Origin of the sequence: Microbacterium sp. NPDC087665, from assembly GCF_044743285.1 — a bacterium.
In the GTDB taxonomy this organism is placed as follows: domain Bacteria; phylum Actinomycetota; class Actinomycetes; order Actinomycetales; family Microbacteriaceae; genus Microbacterium.
The window spans coordinates 282,344-297,457 of sequence record NZ_JBIUWD010000003.1 but is presented as its reverse complement, the minus strand read 5'-3'; the positions used below and the strand labels follow the sequence as shown (position 1 = coordinate 297,457).

13 protein-coding genes are annotated in these 15,114 nt (G+C 69.6%); 4 read left to right on the top strand and 9 right to left on the bottom strand.

Annotation, left to right across the window (positions count from 1 at the left end):
* Positions 1-5: 5 nt before the first annotated feature.
* Complete coding sequence (locus tag ACIOSY_RS08110; RefSeq protein ID WP_400851791.1) at positions 6-2,201, bottom strand: hypothetical protein; 2,196 nt, start codon at positions 2,199-2,201, stop codon at positions 6-8.
* Between the two features lie 152 nt (positions 2,202-2,353).
* A complete protein-coding gene (locus tag ACIOSY_RS08105; protein ID WP_400851788.1) occupies positions 2,354-2,911 on the bottom strand; it encodes a TetR/AcrR family transcriptional regulator in 558 nt (185 codons plus the stop codon).
* A 90-nt stretch (positions 2,912-3,001) separates the two neighbouring features.
* On the opposite strand from ACIOSY_RS08105, the gene ACIOSY_RS08100 reads away from it, so the two are divergent.
* A complete protein-coding gene (locus tag ACIOSY_RS08100) occupies positions 3,002-3,946 on the top strand; it encodes an SDR family NAD(P)-dependent oxidoreductase (protein WP_400851786.1) in 945 nt (314 codons plus the stop codon).
* On the opposite strand, the gene ACIOSY_RS08095 is transcribed toward ACIOSY_RS08100, so the two are convergent.
* Positions 3,927-8,093 carry a PQQ-dependent sugar dehydrogenase gene (locus tag ACIOSY_RS08095; protein ID WP_400851783.1) on the bottom strand — a complete coding sequence of 1,389 codons (4,167 nt, stop codon included), beginning with the start codon at positions 8,091-8,093 and terminating at the stop codon, positions 3,927-3,929. The two genes, ACIOSY_RS08100 and ACIOSY_RS08095, sit on opposite strands and share 20 nt — an antisense overlap.
* Positions 8,094-8,315: 222 nt before the next feature.
* On the opposite strand from ACIOSY_RS08095, the gene ACIOSY_RS08090 reads away from it, so the two are divergent.
* Both ACIOSY_RS08090 and ACIOSY_RS08085 read left to right on the top strand, forming a co-directional pair.
* A complete protein-coding gene (locus ACIOSY_RS08090) occupies positions 8,316-8,561 on the top strand; it encodes a type II toxin-antitoxin system ParD family antitoxin (protein ID WP_400851780.1) in 246 nt (81 codons plus the stop codon).
* Entirely contained in the window at positions 8,558-8,878 is a 321-nt protein-coding gene (locus ACIOSY_RS08085) for a type II toxin-antitoxin system RelE/ParE family toxin (RefSeq protein WP_400851777.1), read from the top strand. The genes ACIOSY_RS08090 and ACIOSY_RS08085 overlap by 4 nt, the downstream gene beginning before the upstream one ends.
* A 45-nt stretch (positions 8,879-8,923) precedes the next feature.
* Here ACIOSY_RS08085 and ACIOSY_RS08080 read toward each other — a convergent pair whose 3' ends face one another.
* Positions 8,924-9,268, bottom strand: coding sequence for a hypothetical protein (locus ACIOSY_RS08080; RefSeq protein ID WP_400851774.1), 345 nt, complete (start codon positions 9,266-9,268; stop codon positions 8,924-8,926).
* 2 nt (positions 9,269-9,270) lie between these two features.
* The gene (locus ACIOSY_RS08075) at positions 9,271-9,729 is read right to left on the bottom strand and encodes a prevent-host-death protein (protein WP_400851771.1); all 459 of its coding nucleotides are present in this window, start codon (positions 9,727-9,729) and stop codon (positions 9,271-9,273) included.
* Between the two features lie 149 nt (positions 9,730-9,878).
* Between ACIOSY_RS08075 and ACIOSY_RS08070 the strand changes: the two genes are divergently transcribed.
* Positions 9,879-10,529, top strand: coding sequence for a hypothetical protein (locus ACIOSY_RS08070; protein WP_400851768.1), 651 nt, complete (start codon positions 9,879-9,881; stop codon positions 10,527-10,529).
* 10 nt (positions 10,530-10,539) lie between these two features.
* Here the strand turns inward: ACIOSY_RS08070 and ACIOSY_RS08065 are convergent, their stop codons facing one another.
* The 4 genes from ACIOSY_RS08065 to ACIOSY_RS08050 form a co-directional block, all read right to left on the bottom strand.
* Positions 10,540-11,658 carry a glycerate kinase gene (locus tag ACIOSY_RS08065; protein WP_400851765.1) on the bottom strand — a complete coding sequence of 373 codons (1,119 nt, stop codon included), beginning with the start codon at positions 11,656-11,658 and terminating at the stop codon, positions 10,540-10,542.
* An 82-nt stretch (positions 11,659-11,740) separates the two neighbouring features.
* Positions 11,741-12,637, bottom strand: coding sequence for a sugar phosphate isomerase/epimerase family protein (locus ACIOSY_RS08060; RefSeq protein ID WP_400851762.1), 897 nt, complete (start codon positions 12,635-12,637; stop codon positions 11,741-11,743).
* 47 nt (positions 12,638-12,684) lie between these two features.
* The gene (locus tag ACIOSY_RS08055) at positions 12,685-13,887 is read right to left on the bottom strand and encodes a dihydrodipicolinate synthase family protein (protein ID WP_400851759.1); all 1,203 of its coding nucleotides are present in this window, start codon (positions 13,885-13,887) and stop codon (positions 12,685-12,687) included.
* 4 nt (positions 13,888-13,891) lie between these two features.
* Positions 13,892-15,019: a Gfo/Idh/MocA family protein gene (locus tag ACIOSY_RS08050; protein ID WP_400852632.1), complete on the bottom strand. Its 1,128-nt coding sequence runs from the start codon at positions 15,017-15,019 to the stop codon at positions 13,892-13,894.
* Positions 15,020-15,114: the final 95 nt, after the last annotated feature.

Genomic DNA, 15,114 nt, shown 5'->3' with positions numbered 1-15,114 from the left:
CCGTCTCAGTTCGCGCCGCAGCGCGCGGCGATGCAGTTGAAGACCGTGCCGTTGAACGTCGCCTTGGCCGTCGATCCGGCACGACGCATCCCCACCGCGATCAGCGGGCGGCCCTCGTCGTCGACCGAGAGCGCGTAGCCGTTCGAGAAACCGGCCTCGGTCGGCGCGACCGCGGCGATCGGCACGAGGGTGCGGTCGGTGCACGCGGCATCGTCGCAGGAGATCAGGGCGATGTTCTGCGCCCGGTCGAACGTGCCGATGAGCGGTCGACCGCTCTCGTCGATCGCGAGCGCCGGGGCGGCGAGCAGGTCGGTCTCGGGGGTGATGTCGGTGATCTCCCCCTCTGCGCACGCGATGTCGGCGCACGAGAACAGACGGAGGCCGGAGCGGTCGGCCGCGCGGAAGAGGATGACGGGCATCCCGTCGGCACCCCGCTCGACCTGCGCGCCGAAGGCGAAGTCTCCGTCGTCTTCTGCCACAGGGCCCGGCACGTCGGCGTCGAGCGTCTCGGTCGTCCAGTCGCCGTCGGCCGTGGCGGTGAAGACACGCAGCGGGGCGCCGTAGCCGTCGGACTCCTTCTGCGTCAGAGTTACCACGGCCGAGTCTCCGTCGTCCGTGGACACGATGTCGATCGTGGTCGCGTTCGAGAGGCCGATGGCCCACTCGAGTTCCTGCGTCGTGCGCGTACTGTCGGTGCAGGCGGAATCCGCGCAGAAGTCGATCGCGAGTGTCGCATCGGTGCCCCTCGGCCCGATGACCGAGGCGATCACCGGGGCCGGCCCGCTCGTGTCGATGGCGACGGCCATGCGCGATTCATGCATGCGCGCGAACACCGAGTCGCCGCGCTCGAAGGCCGAGTCGACGCTGCCGAGCACGCGCTCCTCGCCGGGGAACCCGGCCCAGTCGCCCGGCTCTTCGTCGGGAGCATCCTCGTCGCGCGGGTCCGACCAGTGCGCGAGCGCGTCGGGTGTGCTGTGCGTGACGCGCAGTTCGAAGCTCCCCGAACTCGAATCGGCACCCTCGACCGGATACCAGGATGCCGAGAGCATCCCACCGTCGTCGGCGGGCGCCACCGCCGTCGGAAGGATCGTGCGCATGTCGTGCGCCGGACCGCAGGTCGCTCCGTCGCACAGCGACGCACTCGCGTCCTCACCGCCCAGACGCGAGAGCAGCACGGCACCGTTCTGCCACGGAACGATCTGCGACGACCTCCACACCCGCGGCAGGTCGGCCGCGTCGTACGCCGGCACGTGCCACGGGTTGACGGCGAGGACCGCCCCGGCTGCGAGAGCCGGCACGAGCAGCACGGCGATTCCGGCGAGCGCACCACCGCGAGGGGCGCGCGCAGATCGGGATTCGGCGGGCTCCGAGACGGCAGAATCGGATGCCTCGGCCGCCGCACCCTCCACCGTCACGTCGAGCGGCCCCTTCACCCGCAGCGCCGCACCGCGCACGGCGACGGCGGCGAGGAGCACCTGCACCAGCGCGGTCGGCACGAGCACGAGCGCGACGCCGACGACCGGGGTCCACCAGCCGAGCGGAACGAGTGCGCCCAGCAGACGGATCACGACGACGATGATCCCGGTCGCGATGACCGTGAAGACCACGGCGAAGCGCGGGCTGCCGAGAGGCTCGGCGCCCTGACCCTGGAACTCCCGCGGCGAGCGCCAGGCCGCAGCCAGCGCCGAGCCGAGCGACTGCCGCCTCACGACGACCAGCGGCCACGCGAGCAGGAGCGGGGCGAGGACGATCCCCCCGATGCCGAGAGCGATCGCGGCGGCGATGCCGGCGATCGGCTGCACGCCGATGAACACGGCGATCACCAGACCGATCGCGGCACCGGCGAGCGACACGATCGTCGCGAGGGCGACGGAGCCGGGGCGGCGCAGCGCTGTCGCCCAGGCATCCCGCGCGCACAGTGGGCGCCCGTCGACCCGAGCGGCGATCGCCAGCGTCGCGGCGGTGAGCGCGAAGCCGTGGGCGATCGCGATGACGACGGTGCCGATCGCGATGGCCGTCAGCTGGGTCGTGCTCGTGCCGAGCGCGGAGACGGCGCCGTTCACGATCACGAGCTCGGGAGCGAGCAGCGTCATCAGCGGGGCCCCGACGACGATCCAGGCGATCGAGAACGGAACCGCGTAAGCGATCAGCGGCGCCGGTTCCGCGAACGCGAGCGAGACGGCTCTTGGCGGCCCGAACATCCGTCGCGTGTTCACCGAATCCTGCACATCGCCCCCCGCTCGTTCACACCCGGCCGGATCGGCGGGGTGCCCCTCCAACCTATCGAGGGCACGGAAGCCGGGCGACGGTGAGAACTACCCACCCTCCGCCCGGGAGCACGGTCGAGGCCGGGTCAGACCGCCACGGTGGGCACGGGAGGACGGATGCCGGCGAGCATGATGTCGAGGAACAGCTGCCGGTCGCCCGCCTCGCCGATGCGCACGGCGTGCTCGATGCCGCAGATGAGGCGTTCGAGCTGTGTGATCGACAGGTCGTCGCGCACGATGCCCGCGCGGCGAGCGCGCTGCAGCACGTCTTCGAAGGCAGTGAAGATCTCGATCTTCATGGCCCGCACCGACTCCTCTTCGTCGTCGGGTGAGAGCAGCACCGCCTGGAGGCCGCCGTCTTCCAGCTGCAGGGCCAGCGCGTTGTCGAGGAAGGCGACGAGCGCGGCCTGCGTGTCGGAGTTCTGAACGGCCGCGCGGGCGATGCCCAGCATGCGCTCGAGGGTCTCCACGGAGAGAGCTTCGACGAGCGCGTGCACGGTGGGGAAGTGCCGGTAGACGGTGCCGACCCCGAGGCCTGCGTCGCGTGCGACGCCGTTCAGGCTCAGGGCGCCCGCGTCCTGCGCGCGCGCGACCTCGAGGATCCGGGCCCGGCTGCGCGCGGCATCCGCACGTATCTGTCGCATGGGTCCAGCGTAACACCGTAAGCGGATAGCCCATCCGCTTGTGTTATGGTCAACCGGATAACTCATCCGCTTATACCCGAGGACCCGACCATGACCTGGAACCCCACCCGCCTCCCCGACCAGACCGGTCGCACGCTCGTCGTCACCGGTGCCACCGCCGGGATCGGCTACTTCGCCGCCGAACAGCTCGCCGCGGCCGGCGCCGACGTCGTGCTCGCCTCACGGTCAGAGAGCAAGCTGCGTGTGGCCGAGGCATCCATCCGCGATCGCGTTCCCGGCGCCTCCGTGCGCCGCGTCGTGATCGACCTCGCCTCGCTCGACTCGGTCGATCGCGCCGCCGACGAATTGACGGCGCTCCCCCGCCTCGACGGCGTGCTCCTCAACGGCGGAGCGATGACGGGGTGGCGGGGCGCCCCGACGACCGATGGCCTGCCGCTGCTGCTCGGCACCCACGTCGTCGCGAACGCGCGCCTGCTCGCCGGCATCCTGCCCGCCCTCGTCGCGACGGGCCACGCGCACGCGGCCCCGAGCCGCATCGTGCACACCTCCACCGGATTCGTGAAGCTGTTCCCCTTCGCCGTCGACGACATCAGCGCCGTGCCCCGCCTGGCGATCAGCGCCTACACGAAAGCCAAGACCGTCACCGAGGTGTTCGCCTTCGAACTCGACCGCCGCCTGCGCGCGAGCGGCCTGCCCGTCGCCTCGCTCGTCGTGCGCCCCGGCGTCGGAGTCGATGCGAAGACACCCGAGCGCGCCGGCATCCGCGACGCCACCACGCCCTACCAGCGCAACCCCTACACGCCGTGGGCGCAGGGCAAAGACACCGCGGCGTGGTCGGCGGTGCGCGCGCTCACCGATCCGACGGCGCAGAGCGGCGAGTACTACGGACCCGCCGGCCGAGTGCGCGGGCTGCCGGTACGCGTCGAGCCGCTCCCCCACACCCACACGCCCGCCGCTGGAATCGCGGAATCGGTGTGGGAGCAGGTGGAGCGGCTCGCCGGAGTGCGGATGCCGGTTACGGTGCCACGAGCGTGAACCTCAGCGCGGTGGCATTGCCCGCCACGTCGTAGACCACCAGCGTGTTCTCACCGAGCACGGCGCCGAACGAGCCCGGTGTCACGCCGTTGAGATCCGACCACACGTTGTCGGTCAGGTCGGTCACGACACCGTTGACCGCCACCCGGTCGACCTTGCCCGTGTCGTTCAGTTTGAACGACACCCGGCTGTAGGTGCCGTCGGCGCCGATCGTGAGCTGGGGCCCCACCTTCACCGTCACCGTCGGCGCGGTGACGTCGAGGGTGAAGCGCACCGTCGTGGCGTTGCCCGCCACGTCGTAGACGACGAGCGTGTTCTCCCCGGCGACGGCCCCGAACGACCCCGGAACCACACCGTTGAGATCCGACCAGACGGCATCCGTCAGATCCTTCTCGACGCCGTTGAGCGTGAGCCGGCTGACCTTCTCGGCGTCGTTCAGCTTGAACGACACGGTCGAGTAGACGCCGTCGCGACCGACCGTCGCACCGGCATCCGTCTTGACCGTCACGGTCGGAGCCGTGGTGTCGGTCGCGGCGGCGGTGACCGTGAGATCACGCAGACGCCCGAAGTTGTCGAACGAGCCGAAGCCCACCCGACCCTCGGGGAACGTCGTGTCCTTCGCGGTCATCAGCGGCGCATCGAGCCCGTCGACGTACACGGCGATGTCACCGGTGTCGGCGCACCGCACGACGCGCACGTCGTGCCACTCCTCGTCGGTCACGGCCGGCGGTGCGCCGAGGGTGCCGTCCCACTGCAGGTCGATCCGCTCGCGGTCGGCGTTGTTCACCTTGAAGATGCCGTTGTGCGGGTAGATCGTGTTGTCCTTCGAGAGGTGCGCGTAGTAGTACTCCGTGTCGGACTGCCAGCCGAAGACGATGATGACGTCGCGGTTGTTCACGGACGCCTTCTCATCGAGCCGCACCTGCGCCTCGAGGTCGAACGACCCGAGCTCCGGCCCCGCGGTGAGTACGGCGTACTCGAACGGTCGGCGGATGCCGTCGTTCGGGTTGGTGCCCGCCTCGGTGAGCACGACCTCGCTGCCGGGGAAGTCCCACTTGGCGGGCGTGCGCGGTGCCCAGTTCTCGCCGCCGTTCACGTCGGTGATCACCTCACCGTCGGGGGTGCAGGCGGCGGGTGCCGGCGGCTCCACCGGCGGGGCGGCGAACAGTGCGTACTGCGCGGCGATCTGCTCGGGGGTGGGAACCGTGTCGAGCAGCATCACGTCGTCCATCCGTCCGTTGAACGGGTTGGCCTCGCGGGTGTTCTGCGGAAAGCTGCCGCCGATCTTGATGCCGGCCGGCGTCGAGTCCGACGTCGGCCCCTCGCCCCACGGGTTGGCTGCGGTGTACTCGCCCGCCAGCTCCTCGCCGTTCATGAACAGCTTCATCTCGCCCGCGGTGAAGTCGAAGGTGGCGGCGAGATGCACCCACTGCCCCTTCTTCAGGATCTCGTCCCACGGCAGGTCGGCCGCGAACGTCCACGACCCCGCACCGTCGAGACGCCGCCCGAGGGCGACCAGCTTGAGCTCGCCGTCGACCGTGATGACCTCGAGCAGGGCGCGCACCGCGTGCCCGTCGGAGGTGCCGGTGAGCACACCGGCCAGACCGATCGCGTTGTACCGGTCGTCGGGGTTGGCGGTGCCCGAGTTCAGCGCCGGATGATCGCCGGTCGGTTTGAACCAGCCCATGACCGAGACCTCGTCGGCGCCGCGCAGCGCATCGAGCGACTCGACCCCGCCCGCGTCGTAGACACCGGCCTTCCAGTCGTCGTTCGAGGCGGTGAGCGGGCTCATCTGCTGCGTCTGCAGCGCCGTGCCGGCACCCGGGTAGGCACGGTCGGCGACACGCATCTCGACGCCGCCGTTGACGAGCCCGATGTCCGTGCCCGACAGCCCCTGGTCGGACTCGATCGTCGCGTCGGCCGCATCGGCGTGGTCGAAGTCGTAGTGCGTGACGAGGTTCGGTGCGAGCTCCGGGAGCACGAACGGCGAGGCGGCGCCCGCCTCACGAGCACCGGTGACCTTCCAGATCTTCCCGTTCGCCTTCGACACGAGATACAGCTCGCCGTCGGCATCCGATCCGAATCGCAGGTCGACGCGCGTGTCGCCGACCAGCTCCTGGAACGTCGTCTCGACGCCGTCGTGGAACACCCGCAGCTCCTCGATCGTGGCGAGGTCGGCGACGGCACCCGCGTTGCGGACCATCTCCTCGGCGTCGGTCGACAGCACCCAGCCGCGCACCAGATCGGTGAACAGATAGCGTCCCTGCAGCGCCTCGATCTCGCCGCGGTAGACGAAGCCGCCGTTGACCGCGACCCCCGCGTCTCCGGTCTGACCGGGGTCGCGGTTGTGGTCGTAGGCCGCCACCGGATACGTGAAGCCGTTGTCGGCGTCGTCGGCCGGCAGCGGGAAGATCTGACGGTTGTCGGCCAGGAACGATCCTTCGCGCACCGACCAGCCGAAGTTGTCTCCGGCTTCGACCGCGTAGATCGACTCGACCTGCCACTCGCCGATGTGCGCGAGGTACATGGTGTGGTCGCCCTCGGGGTCCCAGCTGATGCGGTGCGGGTCGCGCATGCCGACGGCGTAGATCTCGGGCAGTGCGCCCGCCTCGTCGACGAAGGGGTTGTCGGCGGGTACGCCGTACGCGCCGTTCTCGCTGTCGTCGCCGGTCGGATCGATGCGCAGGATCTTGCCCTGCGGCGTTGCCAGATCCTGCGGGTTGCCGTTGCCGACGCCGTTGCCGCCGTCGCCCACGAGCACGTACAGGATGCCGTGCTCGGCACTGCCCTCTGCGGCCGTCGGGTTGAACGCGATCTGCTGCACCGTGTGCACGCGCCCGCCGAACGGGATGCGCATGACCTCGCGGTGCGTGCCCGAGAAGGTCTCGGCCGACGGATCGGATGCTTTCCACTCGGTGATCACGCTGTGGAACTGCGTGTTCCCGTAGGCCGGGAAATCGGGGGTGTCCTCGGTCAGAGCCGTGCCACCCTCGGTGTGGACCGTATAGAACAGGCCGTTCTCGGCGAAGTCGGGATGGAACTCGGCCGCGCCCAGGCCGGTTCCGAGACCGGCGCTGTTGTGGAAGTTGTCGATGAACTCGTTGCGCACGTTCAGGTACGGCACGTACTCCCCCGACTCCTTGTCGACGAGGTAGAGGATGTCGTTGTTGTCGGGCACCATCAGCCGACCCGAGTCGTCGGGCACCTCGTCGAGGTGCGTGATGCGGTTGTGCCGCACGAGGCGCTGGTCCTGCGTTGCCGGCGTGGTCTGCGACTCCGGCAGCTGCGCGAGCTCGGTCACCTCGATGCCGAGGGTTGCGAGCTCGGGGTCGGGCAGCGGGTTGAGCAGCGGTTCGCTGGAGGTGCCACCCGGCGCGCAGTCGCCCGCGTTGCCCGTGGCGATCGCGAGGTTCTCGCCGGTGGTGTCGACGGCGACGTCGTCGAGCAGCAGGCGCCCGGTGCTCGTCGCGCCGTTCTTCCAGAAGAAGCGGTCGAGCGATCCGTTCACCGCCTGGCGGAAGCCGAACTGCTGCTCGGTCCCCTCGGGAAGGCGCGTGATCTCGTCGTACGCCCCGCCCTGGCTGTAGACGGTGACCTTGTCGGTGGCGTTGTCGGCGACGATCCACACGCACTGCCAGGCATCCTTCGACCAGACGCCCGCGGGCTTGAATGCCCCGCCGTCGCGCACGCGCAGCACGTCGTCGTTCTGGTTGTTCACGTAGGCGCGGCTGTTCGCGTAGTCGTTCGGGGCATCCACATCGGTGAGACCGAACGACGTGTCGACGCTGCCCGCGCGCAGGAACCGGAAGAAGAGGGTGCCGGTGGTGCCCTCGGCGATGGCCGGAATCTCGCGGTAGGCCTGCTGGCCCCCACCGACAGATTCGATCACCTGGTTGTTGCCGTTGAGCGGATCGGCGACCACCTTCACGGCGGCGGATGCCGTCCAGCCGTCTTGCCCGTTCAGCGCCGTGCGCTCGTACTGCTCGATGTCGAGCACCTCGGTGAACGGCTCGTCGGCGACCGCGGGAGCCGCAGCGAACAGCGCCCCGATCATGGTCGTCGCGATGACGGCGGCCGTCGCTTTCCGGTGTCGTCGCGCTCCGGGCGGAACGGCATCCATCCGTCCGTTCGCACTCGGGGACCGCATGCTTCGCTTCTGCATCAGAGACCTCTCAACGTCATCGTCGTGTGGTGTCGTGCCGGTGTGGTGTCGCGCTCCTCCCCGGGGCGGCACTGCAGAGGGGAGGGCGATCGGCGGAGCATCCGCGCACACGTAAGCGCTTTCGCAACCGCTTTCGTAGCAATGTATCGTGTGACTTGAGGAGGGGCAAGGGTTGGCAAAGTTTGTCAACAGTCGTACCGTGGATGCATGACCACCATGAACATCTCGCTCCCCGCTCCTCTGAAGGACTTCGTCGAAGAGCAGGTGGTCGAGCGCGGTTTCGGCACGAGCAGCGAGTTCGTCCGCGACCTGATCCGCAGCGAGCAGGATCGGACCCGTCTGCGGTCGCTGATCATCGCCGGGGTGAGTTCGGGACCGGGCTCGGAACTGGATGATGCCTACTTCGAGCGCCTGCGAGAGCGAGCTCGCTCGAACGAATCACCCTCGGAGTGACCGCCCGTCGGGTCGTCACCTCGCGCCAGGCGGACGACGACATCGAGTCAGCGCTGGAGTACCTCCTCCTCGCAGGGCGCCCTGAGACGGTTCGGGCATTCATCGACGAGCTGCAGCTCCTCCGCGACCTACTTGCCGAATTCCCCTCGATCGGCTCATCCCGCTTCGCACTCGAAACCCACATCCCCGGACTGCGCGACATCGCAATGAAGCGGTTCGACTACGTCATGTTCTATACCGACGACGATGACGCTGTTCGGGTTCACCGGCTGCTGCACACCAGCAGAGACATCCCCGCGACACTCTCCGGCCGCTGAGATGCAGACGGCAGATTCGACCTGACTGTGAGAAGCCCCGTCCGCCTACTTCGTCTGGTTTGGATGCCGGGTGTGAACCTGCTCGAGGTACACCGTCTGCCCCTCGACGTAGAACCAGATACGGGCGTCACCCTGAGCCGTCGGCTTGTGCTGCCAGCGCACGTGGTTCTTGCCCCCGCGCATGATCACGCCCAGCACTTCGCCCTTGAGCGGATAGTTGGTCGCAGTGCGCTCCGTCGGCGTTCGCGTGAGGAAATCCCACGTATCCGCGAGCGGTCCGAGAATCATCGCGCGAAGATCACGCCACCCCTTCTGCGCGCCGACCGTCGCGAATCGAATCGAGTACTCCGCCTTCTTCGTCGGCCTGGATACCAGGTCGTCCTTCGCCACAGTCAGGGGCGCTCGACGGTCACGGTCGACTCGATCCAGTCGACCGGGGACGATGCGAGACCAGCCGCAATCGCGGTGGCCGTCTCACGCCAGGACGTGAGCTCGACCACGGCGAGATGAGCTTGCCCCGTCGAGAACGAAGCCCGAGCGGCGTCGACGAGTTCCTGAGCGCACGCGGCCTGATCAGCCGCGCTCAGGGCATGCATCCACTCGAACTTGCGGGCCATTCGGGAGGCCAGGGCGCCCTGCTCATCGAGAGCGACGGTGATGAGATCAGCGGCGAGCTGCAGCAGCTGGGCTCTCTCGTCGGCCTCTCGCTGCGACATCAAGACCAGCGGCTCTCCGTCACGACGGGTCACCTGAACCGGGTGGTCTTCCGCCTCGGCGAAGACGTCTGCCGAGTGCTTGCTCAAATCAGATGAGCGCCGTGTCGTCGTGCGGACGTCTCGAAGAAGGGTCATTCCTCCACTGTATTCGGAATGTGTTCGGAAGTCGACCGCGCAAGCGCGGCTCCGGCATCGTGCAGCCACCGGGTCGGGTCGCCCATCGCCGCCTCGGAGGCGGCGAGCGCCACCAAAGGGGCGTTCTGTCGCCTCGCTAAGATGACCCGATGCACGTTCACGTTCATGGAGCAGGACGAGATGGCCGTGATGCGTGGCCTGGACTCTCGGATGAAGACGCGGTCTACGTAGGTTTCGATCTCTCATTGCCAATGCGTGAGAACGTCGCGCAGCTCGGCGCGGGTGTCCCCGCCGACTCCGTGGTTTTCGCCCATTCTGCGGGCGCCGTGCCCGTTGCTCTTTGTGTGCAAGCGGGGTCGATCGCCCCTCGGTCACTCGTCCTTGTCGAGCCGGGTCTCTACGACCTCGCACGGGGTGACGCCGCGATCGAGCGCCACATCGAAGCGATAGAGAGGGCGCGCGCTTTGTCGTCGTCAGGCGATCTCTTCGGCTATTGGTCAGTCGTTCGGCCACTGATGTTCGGAGGCGCGGCTGAGCTTTCGAACTGGAGCCAGGAGCGCGAGACAGCGGCACGCTTCGAAGCGAAGCAACCCCCGTGGGGCTTCTCGGTCGATGCATCCGCGATCGGCGCTATTCCGACCCTCGTAGTGACCGGCGACTGGAACGCCGAGTACGAAGTCATCGCCGGGGTACTCTCCCGGCAGGGAGCGATTCATCGTCATCTTCGCGGCCACGACCATCGTCCTCAGGACCACGAAGACTTTTCTTCGATGGTCGAGGACTTCCTTCGGAGCAGTTGAGTCGAGGCTGTCAGAGCCCGCCGATTTCTCGCGCGAGCGCGGCCCCGGCGGCGTGCAGCCAGCGGGCGGGATCACCCATCGCCGCCTCGCCCGAGCCTGCGAGCTCCGAGAGCGACGCGCACGCGGCGAACGCCGAGACGTCGGCATCCTCCGAGATGCGGCCCGCGACGAGGAGAGCGGCGACGCCGGCGGTGGCGGCAGAAGCGGCGACGTACGTCGGCACCTTGCCTGCCGCGGACTGCCCGTCGAACGAACCCTCCCCGGTCACGACGACGGATGCGCCGGCGAGCGCCTCGGCGAGACCCACGAGCTCGCCGACCTCGCTCGACCCGGCCACGAGCCGTGCACCCCAGGCCAGCAGCCCGAACCCGGTGCCGCCGGCGGCACCGGCACCCTCGGTGGCGGGATCAGCGGGCAGCAGGGCGGCGAGGCGGGCGAGACCGGCGTCTGCGCGCGCCACGGCCTGCGCATCGAGGCCCTTCTGCGGGCCGAACACCGCCGCCGCACCCCGGGCGCCGAGCAGCGGATGGGTGACGTCGCTGAGCACGATCACGCCACCCTCGGGTAGCGCACGCAGAGCGCTCAGGTCGACGGCAGCCAGGGCGGCCAGCCCTCGCGCTCCGCGCGCGATCGGCGAGCCGGAGGCATCGAGGAAGCGCGCGCCGAGCGCCGTGAGGAGCCCCGTGCCGCCGTCGGTCGACGCGCTCGACCCGATGCCGAGCACCAGGCGAGAGACGCCCGCGTCGAGCGCGGCAGCGATGGCCTCTCCGAATCCGAGCGTGTGGGCGTCCTCCCCCACGCGCCGCTCGCCGAGAAGCTCGATGCCGCTGGTCGACGCCAGCTCGACCACACCCGTGCCCCGTGGGGCATCGGCGGTCGCCGGCAACCGCAGCCAGGAAGCATCCGCCGCCGCCCCATCGGGACCCGTGACCGTGACGGGCACGCGCACGGCCCCGTCGATCGCCGCGGCGAATGCATCGACCGTGCCCTCGCCCCCGTCGGCCATGGGCCGCAGCACCGCGCGGTCATCCGGACGCACCGAGGCCCACCCCGCGGCGAGCGCCGCGGCGGCGTCGGCGGCCCCGATCGAGCCCTTGAAGCTGTCGGGGGCGAAGACGACAGGGGTCACGCTCACGACACTACGCGGGGCCGGATGCTGCGCGCCCCGGCGCAGCGAGGGCTCGCACGCGCTCGGCCCGCCACGGCATCGGTCATGCGCGGGCCGTGGCGGGCGCCGTCTCGGGCGCGAGGAACGGCGACACGCTCGCACCGAACGTCTCGGCCGTGCGGCGCACGACGTTCGCGGGGTCGTCGGCCCAGATGTCGGCGTGGAAGATCTCGACCTCGACGTCGCGGTCGTACCCGGTGGCGACCACCGCCTCGGTGAGGGTGCGCAGGTCGATCACGCCCTCACCCGGATAGTGCCGGCTGAGCAGCACGTCGGCCGGGAGAGGCGTCTTCCAGTCGCACACCTGATAGGTGGCGATGCGCCCTTCGCGCCCGGCTCGGGCGATCTGGGTGAGCACATCGGGGTCCCAGAAGATGTGGAACGTGTCGACGGCGGCGCCCACGACGTCGGCGTCGAAGTCGGCGGCGATGTCGAGCGCCTGCCCCAGAGTCGAGACGACGCAGCGGTCAGTCGCGAACATCGGATGCAGCGGCTCGATCGCGAGCGTCACTCCCGCGGCCGCGGCGTAGGGCGCCAGGTCGCCGATCGCGTCGCGCACGCGCTCGCGGGCGCCGGCGATGTCGCGCGAGCCCTCGGGGAGCCCGCCGGCCACGAGCACGAGCACGGCGGTCGAGCCGTGCGCGCCCGCCGCGGCGAGCGCCGCGGTCTCGTCGATCGCGACGCGGTTGTCGTCGAGCGACGCCTGCCGCGCCGCGCCGTCGGGCAGGGTGAAGAACCCGCCCCGGCAGTGCGTGGTGAAGCGCAGACCCGAGTCGGTGAGCATCGACGCCGCGGTGGCGAGGCCCACCGCCTGCACGGGTTCGCGCCACAGGCCGATCGCCTCGATGCCGGCATCGCGGGTCACATCGAGCGCGGTGCGGAGATCGGCGTACTTGATCGTCGCCTGGTTGATCGACAGGCGCGGATCGGGGGCGGTCATGAGATCACTCCGTTCATGAGACGACTCCGTTCATGAAACGACTCCGTTCATGAAACGACTCCGTTCAGGCGCAGCATCCCGTGCCAGCGCTCCGCCGCCAGCTCGGGCTGTTCCAGGGCTCGGGCCGCGTTGGCGAGCTCGACGATGCGCGAGAGGTGCGGCAGGCTGCGCGCGGAGTGCAGGCCGCCGACCATCTGGAAGGCCGACTGGTGACCGTTCAGCCACGACACGAAGGCGACACCGGTCTTGTAGTAGAAGGTGGGCGCGGCGAAGATCTGACGACTCAGCGCTTCGGTCGGTCCGAGGATCTCGAGGTAGCGGTCGGGGTCACCGGCATCCAGCGCCTGGATCGCGGCGGAGGCCGACGTCGTCAGCGCCGCGAACGCGCCGAGCAGCGCATCGGAGTGCCGACGCGGCTGCGCGGACTCGCTCACCGGCTGCGCGGCATCCGGAACATCCGCCCCGCCGATGAGTCCCACGTAGTTGAAGTCGTCGCCGGTGAACATGCGCACGCCGTCGGGCAGGCGGTCGCGCACCGCGACCTCGGATGCCGCATCGAGCAGGCTCATCTTCACCCCGGCCACGCGGTCGGGGTTCTCGCCGATGATCTCGAGCAGCACGTCGGAGGCGGCACGCCAGTCGTCCGAGCCGAAGTACCCCTGCAGCTGCGGGTCGAAGGCGGTGCCGAGCCAGTGCAGCACGACCGGGGTCGTGGCAGAGCCCAGCACCTCGCCATACACGCGACGGTAGTCGTCGGCCGACCGCGCCGCGCGGGCCAGATGGCGCGACGCCATCAGCACCGGACCTGCCCCCTGCTCCTCGGTGAAGTGCAGCTGCGTCTTGTAGGCGTCGATGACGGCATCCACCGTGATCTGCTCGTCGTCGACGTGGTCGGTGTTCACCCCGACCACGACCGACCCGCCCTCTTCCCGCGCGACCTGCGCCGAGCGGGTGATGAGTTCGCGGGTGGCGGCGGCGTCGAGTCCCATGTTGCGCTGCGCGGTGTCCATCGCATCGGCGACGCCCAGACCCCACGCGTAGGCGTGGCGACGGAAGGCGAGGGTCGCATCCCAATCCACGTCGGCGGGGCGGCCGGGGGTGTTGTCTCCGGATGCTTTCGGCACGACGTGCGCGGCGGCATAGGCCACCCTGCTGCGCAGCGCCCCGGCGGGCCGGGTGTACCCCGGCGTCTCGGCGAGCTCCGCCGACGACGTCGTGCCGTCGGGAGCGAGCAGTATCAGACCGGCCATGCCGTCACTCCAGCGCGAGCGGGGTCAGCGCGATCTTGCGTCCCTCGCGCGCCGACTCGAGTCCGGCCTCGGCCAGCTGCACGCCGCGGGCGCCCGCGAGCAGATCGAACGCGTAGTCGGTGCCGAGCACGTACGACTCGAGGAACTCCTCCCACTGCTGACGGAAGCCGTTCTGGAACACGTCGTTCGTGGGAACATCCGCCCAGTCGGCGTCGTAGTCGTGATCGTCGGCGAGGTCGGGGTTCCACACCGGCTTCGGGGTGGCGTTGCGGTGCTGGATCTTCGCGCCGAACAGCCCGACCACGGCCGAGCCGAGGGTGCCGTCGACGTGGAACTCGACGAGTTCGTCGCGGTTCACGCGCACGGTCCACGAGGAGTTGATCTGCGCGACCACTCCGCCCTCCAGCTCGAAAATGCCGTAGGCGGCGTCTTCGGCGGTGGCCGTGTAGGGCTCGCCGTTCTCGTCCCACCGGTCGGCGATGTGCACCGAGGCCTGCGCGTACACGGTCTCGACCGTGCCGAAGAGGTTCTCGAGCACGTAGTTCCAGTGCGGGAACATGTCGACGATGATGCCGCCGCCGTCGGCGGTGCGGTAGTTCCAGCTCGGGCGCTGCGCCGGCTGCCAGTCGCCCTCGAACACCCAGTACCCGAACTCGCCGCGCACCGAGAGGATGCGGCCGAAGAAGCCGGAGTCGATGAGCCGCTTGAGCTTCTGCAGCCCCGGCAGGTACAGCTTGTCGTGCACCACGCCGGTCTTCACCCCGGCTTCGCGGGCGAGGCGGGCGAGTTCCAGCGACTCCTCGACCGACTCGGCGGTCGGCTTCTCGGTGTAGATGGTCTTGCCTGCCGCGATCGCCTTGCGCAGCGCGCTCGCGCGGGCCTTCGTCACGAGGAAGTCCGCGTAGATCTCCCACTGCGGGTCGGCCAGCGCGGCGTCGAGGTCGGTCGTGTAGTCGGCGATGCCGTGGCGCTCGGCGAGCTCGGCGAGCTTGGCCTCGCTGCGTCCGACGAGCAGCGGCTTGACGGTCACCTTCGTGCCGTCGGAGAGCTCGATGCCGCCCTGGTCGCGGATCGCGAGGATCGAGCGCACGAGGTGCTGACGGTAACCCATGCGCCCGGAGACGCCGTTCATGATGATGCCGATCTCGCGCGTCTTCGCCGAAGATGATGCGGGAGAGGGAGCCTCGGTCGAGGCGGTGGTGGTGAGGGACATCTCGTTCCGTTCTT